Below are 13,770 nucleotides of genomic sequence, written 5' to 3' on the forward strand. Positions count from 1 at the left end.
CGTCGCATGGCGGGCATCCAGATCTGAGCTCCACCCGCGTACGCGAAGAGCCCCGGCCGTCGGCCGGGGCTCTTCGCGTACGCGGGTGTCAGGCGGTCGCCACCAGGGCTTCGATGTCGGCCGGGCGGCTGAGCGTGCCGACCTGGGGCCGCACGCGCAGCGAGAGGTGCAGGCGCAGCACGGCGACCCAGCAGAGCGCGGCGCCGAGCATGTGGATGCCGACCAGCAGCTCGGGCACGTGGGTGAAGTACTGGACGAAGCCCAGCACGCCCTGCGCCAGCAGCACGACCAGGAACTCCTTGGCCAGCCGGCGCGGCGCTGTCGGCGCGTCCACAGCCATCAGGACGAAGATCAGGGCGACGGCCAGGCCGACGGAGATCATCGCGAAGTCGGCGTGGAACTGGGTGATCTTGTCCCAGTTGAACGGCATGCGCTTGACGTCGCTGCTGTCGCCCGGGTGCGGACCGGAGCCGGTGACCAGGGTGCCGGCGGCGATGAGCAGGGCGGTCACGGCGACGGTGACGCGCGAGAGGTGGATGATCGGGCGGCCCACCGTGCGGACCGGCTCGCCGTCGCCCTCACGGGTGCGCTGCCACATCGCCAGCGAGGCGAGGATCTGCAGCATCGACAGCAGGAAGTGCGTGGAGACGACGTAGGGGTTCAGGTGCGTCAGCACCGTGATCCCGCCGACGATCGCGTCGCCGACGATGATCCAGAACTGGTACCACCCGAGCCGCGTCACCTCCTTGCGCCACGGCTTGGCGAAGCGCGAGGCCAGGATCGCCAGGCCGACGACGACGCAGATGACGTCGGTCAGCATGCGGTTGCTGAACTCGATGACGCCGTGGACGCCCATGGCCGAGGTCGGCGCGAGCGTCGTGGAGGTGCAGGTCGGCCAGGTCGGGCAGCCGAGGCCCGAGCCCGTGAGGCGGACCGCGCCGCCCGTCACGATGATCAGCACGCTGCACACCAGCGTGGCCAGCGCCGTGCGGCGGACCCACTGGTCCGGCACGGTCACCCGCTCGGCGAGGTAGGAGAAGGGGGTACGCACGCCGTCCATCGTAGGTGCCCGATTGCGCGCGCTTTGCCCGGGGTGACGCGTCCCACGAAACCCGACGTCAGGGTCCGTGGGGCGCGTCACATGGTTGGGCGTCAGGCCGAGTGGCGGCCGCGGCGCTTACGGAGCACGAACACCGCGGCACCGCCGACGAGGACGCAGCCCGCGCCGACACCGGCGATCACCGGGGTGGAGCTGCTGGCACCGGTCTCGGCCAGCGGCGGGTGCGAGGGCGAGGCCGACGGGGTCGGCTTGCCGGTGGGCAGGTGGCTGCCGCCGGTCGGCTTGCAGGTGAGCGCGCCGGTGAAGGTCCTGGTGAAGTTCGGGCCGGTCACGGTGATCGTGTACTTCTGGCCCTCCTTCTCCTTGACCAGCACGGTCTTGGTCGCGCCCGGCGCGACGGTCACCGCGAGGGTGCCGACCTTCGCGGCCCAGGGCTGGTCGCCGCCGTTGGTCAGGGTGACGTCGACGCCGCCCTGCTTGCAGTCCTCCTTGGCGAACGCGGCCGGGACGGCGCCCTGCGGGGCCCACTGCGCCTGCGCCGCGGCCTTGACCGAGACGGGCGCGGTGCCGGCCAGGATCATCGTCTGGCTGGAGCCGTCGACGGCCTTGAAGGCGCGGCCGACCGGGAGCGCGGTCGTGGTCGTGGCGTCGATCTCGGTGGAGCCGGCGGCGGTGCCCTTGGGCACGTCGACGTAGAGCTTCTCGCCGTTGACGGCGCTGGTGACCGGCTTGCCGGCGCCGTCGACCAGCTGCACGCCGGACGCGCCGGTGAGCGCGACGTCGACGGAGGAGGCGCTGGTGGTCACGGTCACCGGGCCCAGCTTGCCGCTGCGGCCGGCCACGGAGGCGGGGGAGAGCGCCAGGGACGGCGCCGGCTCGGCGGTGTCCTGCGCGTTCTGCTCCAGCCAGCCGGTCAGCTTGGCGGCGGCCTGGTCCTCCGGCTGCGCGTCCACGTGGTCGGAGAAGTGCCAGATCGCGGCCTGGGTCGCGGCGGCGGCCTGGTCGTCGGTCAGGCCGGAGGCGCCGATGTCCCCGGCCAGCGTCGCCGGGGAGACCACGGGGTAGGCGTGCTGCAGGATCCACTGGATCCTGCCGCGGTCCGGGTTCTGCGAGAGCGTCGACTGGGCCCAGCCGGTCTCCTGGTACTGGACGCCCGCCTGCGTCTCGTGGTGGAGGTCGATGCAGTAGACGGCGAGCTGCTGGCCGCCGTCCTGCAGGGCGACCGTGCCGCCGTAGGTGGTGTTGCCGCCGATGTCGATCGCCCCGGCGTGCACGAAGTCGCCGAGCGTGGCGACGGCGCCGCCGTTCTGGTCCGCGTGGGCCGTGCCCACGCCCGTCAGTGTGCCGAGCGCGAGCGCACCCACCGAGACCAGCCCTGCCGCGAAGCGGGTGGCCCCTCCCCGCGCCGATATTCCGAACATGTCCGTACTGCCCTCTCCACTTGCGCGGAACATGCCAATGCGTAGGCATTCGGCCGGAGCATAGTGAACCGGCCGGTAACCGCGCGATGGCCCAAACGCATGGGGCAGGAGTTGTTACAGAGTTGTCGAAAACTCATTCCCAGCGGAAGAAGCGCGCCGCCGCGGCGAGGCCGAGAACGGCCCAGACGGCGAGGATGCCGAGGTCCCCCCAGGGCATCGTCGCGCCCTGCTGGAGGACCGAACGGAGGCCGTCCGAGAGGGCGCTGATCGGCAGGGCCTCCAGGACCGGGCGGACGGCGGAGGGGAACTTCGACAGCGGGACGATCACCCCGCCGGCGAGCAGCAGCAGGATGAAGACCAGGTTGGCCGCGGCCAGCGTCGCCTCCGCCTTGAGGGTGCCCGCCATCAGCAGGCCGAGACCGGAGAAGGCGGCGGTGCCGGCGATCAGGAGAAGCAGCACCGCGAGAGGGTTGCCGTGCGGCTGCCAGCCCAGCGCCAGCGCGATGACGGTGAGCAGCACGACCTGGAGCACCTCGGTCACCAGCACGCTGCCCGTCTTCGCGGTCATCAGCGCCCAGCGCGGCAGGGGGCTGGCGCCGAGGCGCTTGAGCACGCCGTAGCGGCGCTCGAAGCCCGTCGCGATGGCCTGGCCGGTGAAGGCGGTGGACATCACGGCCAGCGCCAGCAGGCCCGGCGCGAGGAAGTCGACGCGCTTGCCGGGGCCGGTGGTGGACACGATGTCCACGGCGCTGAAGAGCAGCAGCAGCACGCTGGGGATGACGACCGTGAGCAGCAGCTGCTCGCCGTTGCGCAGCAGCAGCTTCGTCTCCAGGGCGGTCTGCGCGCGCAGCATGCGGCCCAGCGGGGCCGCGCCCGGTGCGGGGGAGTAGGTCGTGGTCACGAGCGCAGGTCCCGTCCGGTGAGTTCGAGGAAGACGTCTTCGAGGGTGCGGCGCTCGACCGAGAGGTTCTCCGGGAGCACACCGGCCTGAGCGCACCAGGTGGTGACCGTGGCCAGCAGCTGCGGGTCGACCGGGCCCTCGATCAGGTAGCTGCCGGACGTCAGTTCGGCGGCGGAGGAGCCGTCCGGCAGCGCCTTCAGCAGCGCGCCCAGATCCAGGCCGGAACGGCCCTGGAAGCGCAGGGTGTTGGCGGCTCCGCCGCGGCAGAGCTGCTCGGGGCTGCCCTGGGCGATCACCTGGCCGCCGTCGACGATCGCGACGTCGTCGGCGAGCTGTTCGGCCTCGTCCATGTGGTGGGTGGTGAGCACGATGCCGACGCCGTCGCGGCGCAGGTCGCGCACCAGCTCCCAGGTCGCCCGGCGGGCCTGCGGGTCGAGCCCGGCGGTCGGCTCGTCCAGGAAGACCAGCTCGGGGCGGCCGACGACGGCCATCGCGAGCGCGAGCCGCTGCTGCTGGCCGCCGGAGAGCCGGCGGTAGACGGTCTTTCCACAGGAGCCGAGGCCGAGGCGCTCGGCCAGCTCGTCGACGTCGAGCGGGTCCGCGTGCAGCCTGGCGGTGTGCCGCAGCATCTCCATCGCGCGGGCGCCGGGGTAGACGCCACCCGATTGGAGCATCACGCCGACCTTCGGTCGCAGTGCGGCCGCGTCGGCGAAGGGATCCAGGCCGAGGACGCGGACGCTACCGGCGTCCGGACGCCGGTAGCCCTCGCAGATCTCGATGGTGGTGGTCTTCCCCGCGCCGTTCGGTCCGAGGACGGCGGTGAGGCTGCCGCGGGCGACGGTGAGGTCCAGCCCGTCGACAGCGGTCTTGGCGCCGTAGCGCTTGATGAGACCCCGAATCTCTACGGCGGGGGCGAGGTCAGGCATGGGGACGAGTCTACGAACCGGCGGGCCGGACCCGGCAGATTAGGTAACCCTTAGTGACGGAGTGCACTTTCCTCGCCGACCAGCGGCGCTTGTTCGTCCGGAAGGAATTACGCAACAATGGTGTTGTGAAATACGTGCGCGAGAGGGCTGAGGGAAGCGAGGCGGTCGATGCGACCGCCCCCGCCGGTTCCTCGCGCGATCGCGTGGCCCGGTCCATCCTCGACCACGGCCCCTCCAGCGCTGCCGACCTCGCGGAGCGCCTCGGCCTCACCCAGGCCGCCGTCCGCCGGCACCTGGACGCACTGAGCGCCGCCGGGCTCGTCACCTCGCGGGAGCAGAAGGTCTACGGTCACCGCGGTCGGGGTCGCCCCGCCCGGGTCTTCCTGCTGACCGACTCCGGCCGCAGCACCTTCTACCAGGCCTACGACCAGCTCGCCGCGGACGCCCTCGGCTTCCTCGTGGAGGCGGTCGGCGGCGGCGAGAAGGGCAAGGACGCGCTCGTCGCCTTCGCCCGCGCGCGCCTCGCGCGCGACGGGCAGCGGTACGCGCACCAGCTCGGCGACTGCCCGGACACCGAGGCCAAGGCCCAGGCCCTGGCCGGAGCGCTGACCGCGGACGGTTACGCTGCCACGGTGCGCAGCGCGCCGCTCGGCGAGCAGCTCTGCCAGCACCACTGCCCGGTCGCACACATCGCCGAGCAGTTCCCGCAGTTCTGCGAGGCCGAGACCGAACTGTTCTCGCAGCTGCTGGGCACCCATGTGCAACGCCTGGCGACCATCGCCCACGGCGACGGGGTCTGCACGACCTTCGTCCCCAGGGCGGCCCCGCCGCCCCACACCGAGACCACCACTACGAACGACGCAACCGCCGCTCCCGGGAGGAACCCCGCATGACCACCACCGCTCACCCGGAGCTCGACGGCCTGGGCAAGTACGAGTACGGCTGGGCCGACTCCGACGCGGCCGGCGCGGCTGCCAAGCGCGGTCTGAACGAGGACGTCGTCCGGGACATCTCGGCGAAGAAGAACGAGCCCGAGTGGATGCTGAAGCTCCGCCTCAAGGGCCTGAAGCTCTTCGGCAAGAAGCCCATGCCGACCTGGGGCTCGGACCTCACCGGCATCGACTTCGACAACATCAAGTACTTCGTGCGCTCCACGGAGAAGCAGGCGGAGTCCTGGGAGGACCTGCCCGAGGACATCAAGAACACCTACGACAAGCTCGGCATCCCGGAGGCGGAGAAGCAGCGCCTGGTCGCCGGTGTCGCCGCGCAGTACGAGTCGGAGGTCGTCTACCACCAGATCCGCGAGGACCTGGAGGAGCAGGGCGTCATCTTCCTCGACACCGACACCGCGCTGAAGGAGCACCCGGAGCTCTTCCAGGAGTACTTCGGCACCGTCATCCCGGTCGGCGACAACAAGTTCGCCTCGCTGAACACGGCCGTGTGGTCCGGCGGATCGTTCATCTACGTGCCGAAGGGCGTGCACGTCGAGATCCCGCTGCAGGCGTACTTCCGGATCAACACCGAGAACATGGGCCAGTTCGAGCGGACGCTGATCATCGTCGACGAGGACGCCTACGTCCACTATGTCGAGGGCTGCACCGCCCCGATCTACTCCTCGGACTCGCTGCACAGCGCCGTCGTCGAGATCATCGTCAAGAAGGGCGGCCGCTGCCGCTACACGACGATCCAGAACTGGTCGAACAACGTCTACAACCTGGTCACCAAGCGCGCCGTGGCGTACGAGGGCGCGACCATGGAGTGGATCGACGGCAACATCGGTTCCAAGGTCACCATGAAGTACCCGGCCGTGTACCTGATGGGTGAGCACGCCAAGGGCGAGACGCTCTCCATCGCGTTCGCGGGCGAGGGCCAGCACCAGGACGCCGGGGCCAAGATGGTCCACATGGCGCCCAACACCTCCTCCAACATCGTCTCCAAGTCGGTGGCGCGAGGCGGCGGCCGCACCTCCTACCGCGGCCTGATCGAGATCGGCGAGGGCTCGCACGGCGCCAAGTCGAACGTGCTCTGTGACGCCCTGCTGGTGGACACGATCTCCCGCTCCGACACCTACCCGTACGTCGACGTCCGCGAGGACGACGTCTCCATGGGTCACGAGGCGACGGTCTCCAAGGTCTCCGACGACCAGCTCTTCTACCTGATGAGCCGCGGTATGACGGAGTTCGAGGCGATGGCGATGATCGTCCGCGGCTTCGTGGAGCCGATCGCCAAGGAGCTGCCGATGGAGTACGCGCTGGAGCTCAACCGGCTGATCGAGCTGCAGATGGAGGGTGCTGTCGGCTGATCCGGCCCGACACCCACCCAGCTGCCCTTAGTCCTTTCCAGAAAGCGAGTAGCACGACAGCCATGGCTGACGTCACCACCACCCCCGGAGGGTCCACCACCTCCGGCTCGATCCAGGTCGCCGGTGTCCCCGGCGAGTTCGCGGCCCAGCCGGCCGACGCCCGCAACGAGGCCATCGCCTCCTACGACGTCGCGGACTTCCCGGTCCCGCACGGCCGCGAGGAGAACTGGCGCTTCACGCCGCTGCACCGCCTCAAGGGCCTGCACGACGGCTCCGCCGAGGCGACCTCCGGCGCGATCAAGGTCGACGTGACCGCCCCCGAGGGCGTCCTCGTCACCGCCGTCGAGCGGGACGACGCCCGCGTGGGCGCGGCCGGCAAGCCCGTCGACCGCGTCGCGGCGCAGGCGTTCTCCAGCTTCGGCATGGCCGGTCTGGTCTCCATCCCGAAGGACGCCCAGCTGACCGAGCCGGTCCGGATCACCATCCACGGCCAGGGCGGCGTCGCCTACGGCCACCAGGTGATCGAGGTCGGCGCGTTCGCCGAGGCCGTGGTCGTGATCGAGCACACCGGTGACGCGGTACTCGCCGCCAACGTCGAGTACCTGATCGGCGACGGCGCCAAGCTGACCGTCGTCTCGGTCCAGGACTGGGAGGACACCGCCGTCCACGTCGCCCAGCACACAGCGCTGGTCGGCCGCGACGCGACCTTCAAGTCCGTCGTCGTCACCTTCGGCGGCGACGTGGTGCGCCTGCACCCGCGGGTCATCTACGGCGGCACCGGCGGCGAGGCCGAGCTCTACGGCCTGTACTTCGCCGACGCCGGTCAGCACCTGGAGCACCGCCTCTTCGTCGACCACGACACGCCGCACTGCCGCTCCAACGTCGCCTACAAGGGCGCGCTGCAGGGCCAGGACGCGCACGCGGTCTGGGTCGGCGACGTGCTGATCCGCGCCGAGGCCGAGGGCACCGACACCTACGAGCTCAACCGCAACCTGCTGTTGACCGACGGCGCCCGGGTCGACTCGATCCCGAACCTGGAGATCGAGACCGGCGAGATCGTCGGCGCCGGCCACGCCTCCGCGACCGGCCGCTTCGACGACGAGCAGCTGTTCTACCTGCAGTCCCGCGGCATCCCGGCCGACGAGGCCCGCCGTCTCGTGGTCCGCGGCTTCTTCGCCGAACTGGTGCAGCAGATCGGCCTGCCGGAGCTCCAGGAGCGCCTGATCGAGAAGATCGACGCCGAGCTGGAGGCGTCCGTCGGCGCTGGTGCCGCATGACCGCCGGCTTCGTCAAGGTCGCCGTGCTGAGCGAGCTGGAGGAGGACACCCCCAAGCGGGTCGAGGTCGACGGCGTCGCCGTCTCGATCGTCTCCGCCGCGGGCGAGGTCTTCGCCATCAACGACATCTGCTCGCACGCCAACGTGTCGCTCTCCGAGGGCGAGGTGGAGGACTGCATGATCGAGTGCTGGCTCCACGGCTCGCGCTTCGACCTGCGCACCGGCAAGCCCTCGGGCCTTCCCGCCACCCGGCCCGTCCCCGTGTACCCCGTAAAGATCGAAGGGGACGATGTGCTCGTCTCCGTCACCCAGGAGTCCTGAGTCCATGGCAACGCTTGAAATCCGCGACCTGCACGTCTCCGTCGAAGCCGAGAACGGCCCGCGCGAGATCCTCAAGGGCGTCGACCTCGTCGTGAAGCAGGGCGAGACCCACGCGATCATGGGCCCGAACGGCTCCGGCAAGTCCACCCTGGCCTACTCGCTGGCCGGTCACCCGAAGTACACCATCACCTCCGGTGCGGTGCTGCTGGACGGTGAGGACGTGCTGGCGATGACCGTCGACGAGCGCGCCCGCGCCGGTGTCTTCCTGGCCATGCAGTACCCGGTCGAGGTCCCCGGCGTCTCGGTCTCCAACTTCCTGCGCACCTCCGCCACCGCGATCCGCGGCGAGGCCCCCAAGCTCCGCACCTGGGTCAAGGAGGTCAAGGAGGCCATGGCCGGCCTGCAGATGGACCCGGCCTTCGCCGAGCGCAACGTCAACGAGGGCTTTTCCGGTGGTGAGAAGAAGCGCCACGAGATCCTGCAGATGGAGCTCCTCAAGCCGAAGATCGCGATCCTCGACGAGACCGACTCGGGCCTGGACGTCGACGCGCTGCGCGTCGTCTCCGAGGGCGTCAACCGGGTCCGCGAGACCGGTGAGGTCGGCACCCTGCTGATCACCCACTACACGCGCATCCTGCGCTACATCAAGCCGGACTTCGTCCACGTCTTCGCCGGCGGCAAGATCGTCGCCTCCGGTGGCCCCGAGCTGGCCGACCAGCTGGAGGAGAACGGCTACGAGCAGTACGTGAAGGGCGGTGCAGCCGAGTGATCCATACCTCTCGCACGCTGGACGTGGACGCGATCCGCAAGGACTTCCCCGTCCTGTCGCGGATCCTGCCCAACGGCAAGCCGCTGATCTACCTGGACAACGCGGCCACCTCGCAGAAGCCCAAGCAGGTCCTCGACGCGCTGACGGCCTACTACGAGCTGCACAACGCGAACGTCCACCGCGGCGTGCACACGCTCGCCGAGGAGGCCACGGCGCTGTACGAGGGCGCGCGCGACGCTGTCGCGTCCTTCATCAACGCGCCGAGCCGCGACGAGGTCGTGTTCACCAAGAACGCGTCCGAGTCGCTGAACCTCGTCGCGAACATGCTCGGCTGGGCCGACGAGCCGTACAAGGTCGACGCCGACTCCGAGATCGTCATCACGGAGATGGAGCACCACTCCAACATCGTCCCGTGGCAGCTGCTGGCGCAGCGCACCGGCGCGAAGCTGAAGTGGTTCGGGCTTACCGACGACGGCCGGCTCGACCTGTCCCACATCGACGAGATCATCACCGAGAAGACCAAGGTCGTCTCGTTCGTGCTGGTCTCCAACATCCTGGGCACCGTCAACCCGGTCGAGGCGATCGTCCGCCGCGCCCAGGACGTGGGCGCGCTGGTCGTCATCGACGCCTCGCAGGCCGCCCCGCACATGGTGCTGGACGTGCAGGCGCTGGAGGCCGACTTCGTCGCCTTCACCGGCCACAAGATGCTGGCGCCCACGGGCATCGGCGTCCTGTGGGGCCGCCAGGAGCTGCTGGAGGACCTCCCGCCGTTCCTGGGCGGTGGCGAGATGATCGAGACCGTCTCCATGCAGTCCTCGACCTACGCCCCCGCGCCGCACAAGTTCGAGGCGGGCACCCCGCCGATCGCGCAGGCGGTCGGGCTGGGCGCGGCCATCGAGTACCTGAACGGCGTCGGCATGGACGCGATCGCGGCGCACGAGCACGCGATCACCGAGTACGCGCTGCAGCGCCTGCAGGAGGTCCCGGACCTGCGGATCATCGGCCCGACCACGGCCGAGGACCGCGGCGCGGCGATCTCCTTCACGCTCGGCGACATCCACCCGCACGACGTGGGCCAGGTGCTGGACGAGCAGGGCATCGCCGTGCGCGTCGGCCACCACTGCGCGCGTCCGGTCTGCCTGCGGTACGGAATTCCGGCGACCACGCGGGCGTCGTTCTATCTGTACTCCACCGAGGCGGAGGTGGACGCCCTGATCGACGGGCTGCACCACGTCCGCGCCTTCTTCGGTTAGTCGGCTGGTCAGTCGGATGAGGAGCGGCGGTCGATGAAGCTCGACTCGATGTACCAGGACATCATCCTGGACCACTACAAGCACCCGCACGGGCGTGGCCTGCGCGACGGCGACGCCGAGGTGCACCACGTCAACCCCACCTGCGGCGACGAGATCACGCTGCGGGTCAAGCTCGACGGGAACGTGCTCACGGACGTCTCCTACGAGGGCCAGGGGTGCTCGATCAGCCAGGCCAGCGCCTCGGTGCTGAACGACCTGCTGGTCGGCAAGGAGCTGGGCGAGGCCCAGCAGATCCAGGAGGCCTTCCTGGAGCTGATGCAGTCCAAGGGCCAGCTGGAGGGCGACGAGGAGGTGCTGGAGGACGCGATCGCGTTCGCCGGCGTCTCCAAGTACCCGGCGCGCGTCAAGTGCGCCCTGCTGAGCTGGATGGCCTGGAAGGACGCCACGGCGCAGGCCCTGGCCGGAGCGCCCGTCAAGGAGAGCGCATGAGCGAGACCGAGGCTGCCACCACCGAGGCGGCGGAGACCGAGTCGTTCGAGAGCGTCAGCAAGGGATCCGTCCCGGTCGAGGACCTGATGGAAGCCCTCATGGACGTCGTCGACCCGGAGCTGGGCATCGACGTCGTCAACCTGGGCCTGATCTACGGCGTCCACATCGACGAGGGTGACGTCGCCACCGTCGACATGACGCTGACCTCGGCGGCCTGCCCGCTGACGGACGTCATCGAGGACCAGGCCCGCACCGCGACCGACGGTCTGGTCAAGGACCTGCGGATCAACTGGGTCTGGATGCCGCCGTGGGGCCCGGACAAGATCACCGACGACGGCCGCGACCAGCTGCGGGCGCTCGGCTTCAACGTCTGAGGTAGTTGAAAGCGTTACGGGCGTGGGGCTCTGCCGAGTCCCACGCCCGAGGTGTTTGCAACACAATGTGACTCATGAGGTTTCTCGCTGTCGTCCTCGGCGTTCTGCTGCTCATCATGGTGATCAGCAGCGTGCTGCGGACGCTGGTGGTGCCCCGGGGCCTGTACTCCGCCCTGGTCTTCCGGCTCACCAAGTCGCTGCGCACCGTGCTGCGCCTGGCGGCCGCGCCGCTCGGCACCTTCCGCGCCATGGACCGGGCCCAGGCGTGGCTCGCGCCGCTGGTGCTGCTGGGCATGCTCACCGCCTGGCTCGGCGGCATGCTCGTCGCGTACTCGCTGCTGCTGTACGGCTTCTCCTCGCTGAGCTTCAGCACGGCGCTGCGCGAGGCCGGATCGAGCCTGTTCACCCTCGGCTTCGCCAGCGGCGACCGGCTGAAGCTCTCCGGCCTGGACTTCCTCGCCGCGGCCAGCGGCCCGCTGATCATCGCCCTGCAGATCGCCTACCTGCCGACGCTCTACAGCGCCTACAACCGCCGCGAGACCGAGGTCACCCTGCTGGAGTCCCGCGCCGGGGAGCCCGCCTGGGGCCCGGAACTGCTCGCCCGGCAGTGGCTCGTCGACACCCAGACCGCGCTGCCCACGCTCTACAAGGACTGGGAGCGGCTGGCCGCGGACATCGGCGAGAGCCACTCCAACTACCCGCTGCTGCTCTCCTTCCGCTCGCCGAGGGCCCAGCGCAGCTGGGTCGTCGCGCTGCTGGCGGTCCTGGACGCGGCGGCGATCCAGCTCGCCATCGCCCCCAAGTCCGCGCCCCCGGAGGCCCGGCTCGTGCTGCGCGCGGGCTTCAGCTCGCTGCGCGACATCGCCCGGACGATGCGGGTCCCGTTCGACCCGGACCCGGAGCCGTCCGCGCCCATCCGGCTCACCTACACCGAGTTCGAGGCCGCGGTCGCGATGATCGTCGCGACCGGCTTCGCCAAGGAGCGCACGATCGAGGAGGCCTGGCAGCACTTCCGCGGCTGGCGGGTCAACTACGAGGGCATCATCTACGAGCTGGCCCGCTGGACCGACGCCGTCCCGGCGCTGTGGAGCGGTCCGCGCGACTTCCCGACCACCCCGATTCCGCCGCGCCGCCCGCAGGACCGGCGGCCGGTCGAGCGGTACTAGCTCGTTCGAGCGGGTAGGTGTCCTCCCAGGAGGCGGCCATGCACTTCGCTCTCGGCCGAGCCCACCACGGCGGTCTCAGCCGCCCCGCGCTCACCCCGGCTCCCGGGGCGCCGCCGTCCGCTGCGCACGACGCCCACCGGGGTACCCACCGTCGCTGGCTCGCCCGCAGCGGCGCTGAGCCGAGCAGCGCGCTGAGCGACCTGCCGGCGCGCCGGCTGCTGGCCGCGGTCTTCGGCCCCGTCTACGCGGCAGGCGCCGTCCTGTTCTCCCTGATGGCGGCCGCGGCGAAGCCGGGCGATCCGGCGGCGCGCAACACCTGGATCGCCTTCGCCGCGGTCTGCGCCCTGCTGGCCCTGATCGCAGCGGTCGACCTGCTGGTCATCCGCGCCCGGATGGCCACGGAACGCCGCGCGGGCCTCTCCTGGCGCCACGACCGCCCCTGGGTCGTCCGCGGGGACGTCGTCCAGCGGCGTGAGGACGAGCCGCCCCGTTGAGTGACAGCACGCCGGGGGCGCGGGGAACCGCGCGAGAAACTCTCCCCAGTGGTCCTGTTCGCTCGGGATCTCGATGTCCTGGGTGGCTTGTCGCGCGGTTCCCCGCGCCCCTGGATGGTGCGACTACCTCTCGGCGCGAACAGCGGCCGCGCCCAGTGCGAGGCATGCCGTCGCGGCGATCGTCGCGAACGTGGCGAAGGCCGGAAGGATGCCGTAGGTGCGGGCCAGGAAGCCCACGCCGATGATCGGGAGGGAGCTGCCCAGGTAGACCACCACCCAGAGGGTGCTGAGCTGGGAGGCCCGCAACGCGGGCTCCAGCGCGGCGGAGGCCGTCGTGAAGAGCGCGCGGAAGGCCAGGCCCTGGGACGCGCCGGCGAGGACGCTGCCGGCGAAGAGGAGCGCCGGGACGTGGGCGTAGCCCGCCAGGACGACGAGGCCGAGACCGAGGGCCAGACCGGTCATGCCCAGCGCGGGGACCGCACGGGACCGCGTGGGACGCGCCAGCAGCTGCGCCGCCGCGGAGGAGCCGAGCAGCAGCGCCGCCACGCCCGCGCCCGCGAGCGGCGCTCGCGTGTGCAGGAGGGACGCGGCGTAGCTGGGGGCCAGGCTGAGGTAGACGCCGAAGACCGCGTAGGAGACGAAGCCCGTCGCCGCCGCCAGCAGGAACACGCCGCGGCCCCGCCTCGGCAGGCTCAGCGAGCGCGGCCGGAGGCTGCCGCGGGTGACCACGGGGCGCGGCGCGGCGTCGCTGCCGGGGGAGCGCGGGTGCAGCAGCGCCAGCGGCACGCAGAGCGCGAGCAGGGAGATCGCGTGCAGCAGGAACGGGGTGACCACCGGGTCCCGCCCGCTCGCCAGCGCCGCGCCCAGCAGCGGGCCGAGCGCGACGCCGCCGGCGGACGCGGCGAGCGTCAGCTTCGCGGCGACGGAGGGTCGGTCCGGCAGCAGGTCGGCCAGGGCCGCGCCCGCCGCCGCGGTCGCGAGACCGACGGCGACGCCCTGGACGGCCCGGCCGAGGGCC

The 13,770-nt window shown here is 70.9% G+C and carries 15 protein-coding genes; 10 read left to right on the forward strand and 5 right to left on the reverse strand.

The features are described from left to right. Nucleotides 1-88: 88 nt before the first annotated feature. The 4 genes from DN069_RS32680 to DN069_RS32695 form a co-directional block, all read right to left on the reverse strand. Nucleotides 89-1,060, reverse strand: coding sequence for a COX15/CtaA family protein (locus DN069_RS32680; RefSeq protein WP_111506870.1), 972 nt, complete (start codon nucleotides 1,058-1,060; stop codon nucleotides 89-91). Nucleotides 1,061-1,152: 92 nt separating this feature from the next. Continuing rightward, on the reverse strand, nucleotides 1,153-2,481 hold the full coding sequence (locus tag DN069_RS32685) for a thioester domain-containing protein (protein WP_165845740.1): 1,329 nt from the start codon (nucleotides 2,479-2,481) through the stop codon (nucleotides 1,153-1,155). A 133-nt stretch (nucleotides 2,482-2,614) separates the two neighbouring features. Then, complete coding sequence (locus DN069_RS32690) at nucleotides 2,615-3,334, reverse strand: ABC transporter permease (protein ID WP_111506880.1); 720 nt, start codon at nucleotides 3,332-3,334, stop codon at nucleotides 2,615-2,617. A gap of 44 nt (nucleotides 3,335-3,378) precedes the next feature. After that, complete coding sequence (locus DN069_RS32695; protein ID WP_111506872.1) at nucleotides 3,379-4,308, reverse strand: ABC transporter ATP-binding protein; 930 nt, start codon at nucleotides 4,306-4,308, stop codon at nucleotides 3,379-3,381. 134 nt (nucleotides 4,309-4,442) lie between these two features. Here DN069_RS32695 and DN069_RS32700 point away from each other — a divergent pair, with 134 nt between their 5' ends. The 10 genes from DN069_RS32700 (at nucleotide 4,443) to DN069_RS41085 (ending at nucleotide 12,752) form a co-directional block, all read left to right on the forward strand. Further along, the gene (locus tag DN069_RS32700) at nucleotides 4,443-5,201 is read left to right on the forward strand and encodes a helix-turn-helix transcriptional regulator (RefSeq protein WP_243640052.1); all 759 of its coding nucleotides are present in this window, start codon (nucleotides 4,443-4,445) and stop codon (nucleotides 5,199-5,201) included. Further along, on the forward strand, nucleotides 5,198-6,610 hold the full coding sequence (gene sufB, locus DN069_RS32705) for a Fe-S cluster assembly protein SufB (RefSeq protein WP_111506873.1): 1,413 nt from the start codon (nucleotides 5,198-5,200) through the stop codon (nucleotides 6,608-6,610). Before DN069_RS32700 ends, sufB begins: the two co-directional genes overlap by 4 nt. Before the next feature lie 62 nt (nucleotides 6,611-6,672). Beyond that, nucleotides 6,673-7,887, forward strand: a complete 1,215-nt coding sequence (gene sufD, locus DN069_RS32710) for a Fe-S cluster assembly protein SufD (RefSeq protein ID WP_111506874.1) — start codon at nucleotides 6,673-6,675, stop codon at nucleotides 7,885-7,887. Next, entirely contained in the window at nucleotides 7,884-8,207 is a 324-nt protein-coding gene (locus DN069_RS32715) for a non-heme iron oxygenase ferredoxin subunit (RefSeq protein WP_111506875.1), read from the forward strand. The genes sufD and DN069_RS32715 overlap by 4 nt, the downstream gene beginning before the upstream one ends. A gap of 4 nt (nucleotides 8,208-8,211) precedes the next feature. Continuing rightward, nucleotides 8,212-8,976 carry a Fe-S cluster assembly ATPase SufC gene (gene sufC / locus DN069_RS32720; protein ID WP_111506876.1) on the forward strand — a complete coding sequence of 255 codons (765 nt, stop codon included), beginning with the start codon at nucleotides 8,212-8,214 and terminating at the stop codon, nucleotides 8,974-8,976. Beyond that, the gene (locus DN069_RS32725; RefSeq protein WP_111506877.1) at nucleotides 8,973-10,229 is read left to right on the forward strand and encodes a cysteine desulfurase; all 1,257 of its coding nucleotides are present in this window, start codon (nucleotides 8,973-8,975) and stop codon (nucleotides 10,227-10,229) included. The genes sufC and DN069_RS32725 overlap by 4 nt, the downstream gene beginning before the upstream one ends. A 33-nt stretch (nucleotides 10,230-10,262) precedes the next feature. Continuing rightward, the gene (gene sufU / locus DN069_RS32730) at nucleotides 10,263-10,718 is read left to right on the forward strand and encodes a Fe-S cluster assembly sulfur transfer protein SufU (RefSeq protein ID WP_042376021.1); all 456 of its coding nucleotides are present in this window, start codon (nucleotides 10,263-10,265) and stop codon (nucleotides 10,716-10,718) included. Beyond that, nucleotides 10,715-11,092, forward strand: coding sequence for a metal-sulfur cluster assembly factor (locus DN069_RS32735; protein WP_111506878.1), 378 nt, complete (start codon nucleotides 10,715-10,717; stop codon nucleotides 11,090-11,092). Before sufU ends, DN069_RS32735 begins: the two co-directional genes overlap by 4 nt. A gap of 74 nt (nucleotides 11,093-11,166) precedes the next feature. Next, nucleotides 11,167-12,258 (forward strand): hypothetical protein, encoded by a 1,092-nt coding sequence (locus DN069_RS32740; RefSeq protein WP_207892351.1) that lies wholly within the window; start codon nucleotides 11,167-11,169, stop codon nucleotides 12,256-12,258. 38 nt (nucleotides 12,259-12,296) lie between these two features. Further along, nucleotides 12,297-12,752: a hypothetical protein gene (locus DN069_RS41085; protein ID WP_207892352.1), complete on the forward strand. Its 456-nt coding sequence runs from the start codon at nucleotides 12,297-12,299 to the stop codon at nucleotides 12,750-12,752. Between the two features lie 123 nt (nucleotides 12,753-12,875). Here the strand turns inward: DN069_RS41085 and DN069_RS32750 are convergent. Next, a partial coding sequence (locus tag DN069_RS32750) for an MFS transporter (RefSeq protein WP_111506879.1) occupies nucleotides 12,876-13,770 on the reverse strand: 895 nt, incomplete at its 5' end.

It is taken from the genome of Streptacidiphilus pinicola (assembly GCF_003258295.1).
GTDB lineage: Bacteria > Actinomycetota > Actinomycetes > Streptomycetales > Streptomycetaceae > Streptacidiphilus > Streptacidiphilus pinicola.

What these genes read in the sequence shown, in the direction of transcription:
- DN069_RS32715 (WP_111506875.1), top strand. Translation starts at nt 7,884, where the DNA reads ATGACCGCCGGCTTCGTCAAGGTCGCCGTGCTGAGCGAGCTGGAGGAG.
- DN069_RS32695 (WP_111506872.1), bottom strand. Translation starts at nt 4,308, where the DNA reads ATGCCTGACCTCGCCCCCGCCGTAGAGATTCGGGGTCTCATCAAGCGC.
- sufU (WP_042376021.1), top strand. Translation starts at nt 10,263, where the DNA reads ATGAAGCTCGACTCGATGTACCAGGACATCATCCTGGACCACTACAAG.
- DN069_RS32735 (WP_111506878.1), top strand. Translation starts at nt 10,715, where the DNA reads ATGAGCGAGACCGAGGCTGCCACCACCGAGGCGGCGGAGACCGAGTCG.
- DN069_RS41085 (WP_207892352.1), top strand. Translation starts at nt 12,297, where the DNA reads ATGCACTTCGCTCTCGGCCGAGCCCACCACGGCGGTCTCAGCCGCCCC.
- sufC (WP_111506876.1), top strand. Translation starts at nt 8,212, where the DNA reads ATGGCAACGCTTGAAATCCGCGACCTGCACGTCTCCGTCGAAGCCGAG.
- DN069_RS32685 (WP_165845740.1), bottom strand. Translation starts at nt 2,481, where the DNA reads ATGTTCGGAATATCGGCGCGGGGAGGGGCCACCCGCTTCGCGGCAGGG.
- DN069_RS32690 (WP_111506880.1), bottom strand. Translation starts at nt 3,334, where the DNA reads ATGCTGCGCGCGCAGACCGCCCTGGAGACGAAGCTGCTGCTGCGCAAC.
- DN069_RS32740 (WP_207892351.1), top strand. Translation starts at nt 11,167, where the DNA reads ATGAGGTTTCTCGCTGTCGTCCTCGGCGTTCTGCTGCTCATCATGGTG.
- DN069_RS32680 (WP_111506870.1), bottom strand. Translation starts at nt 1,060, where the DNA reads ATGGACGGCGTGCGTACCCCCTTCTCCTACCTCGCCGAGCGGGTGACC.
- sufD (WP_111506874.1), top strand. Translation starts at nt 6,673, where the DNA reads ATGGCTGACGTCACCACCACCCCCGGAGGGTCCACCACCTCCGGCTCG.
- sufB (WP_111506873.1), top strand. Translation starts at nt 5,198, where the DNA reads ATGACCACCACCGCTCACCCGGAGCTCGACGGCCTGGGCAAGTACGAG.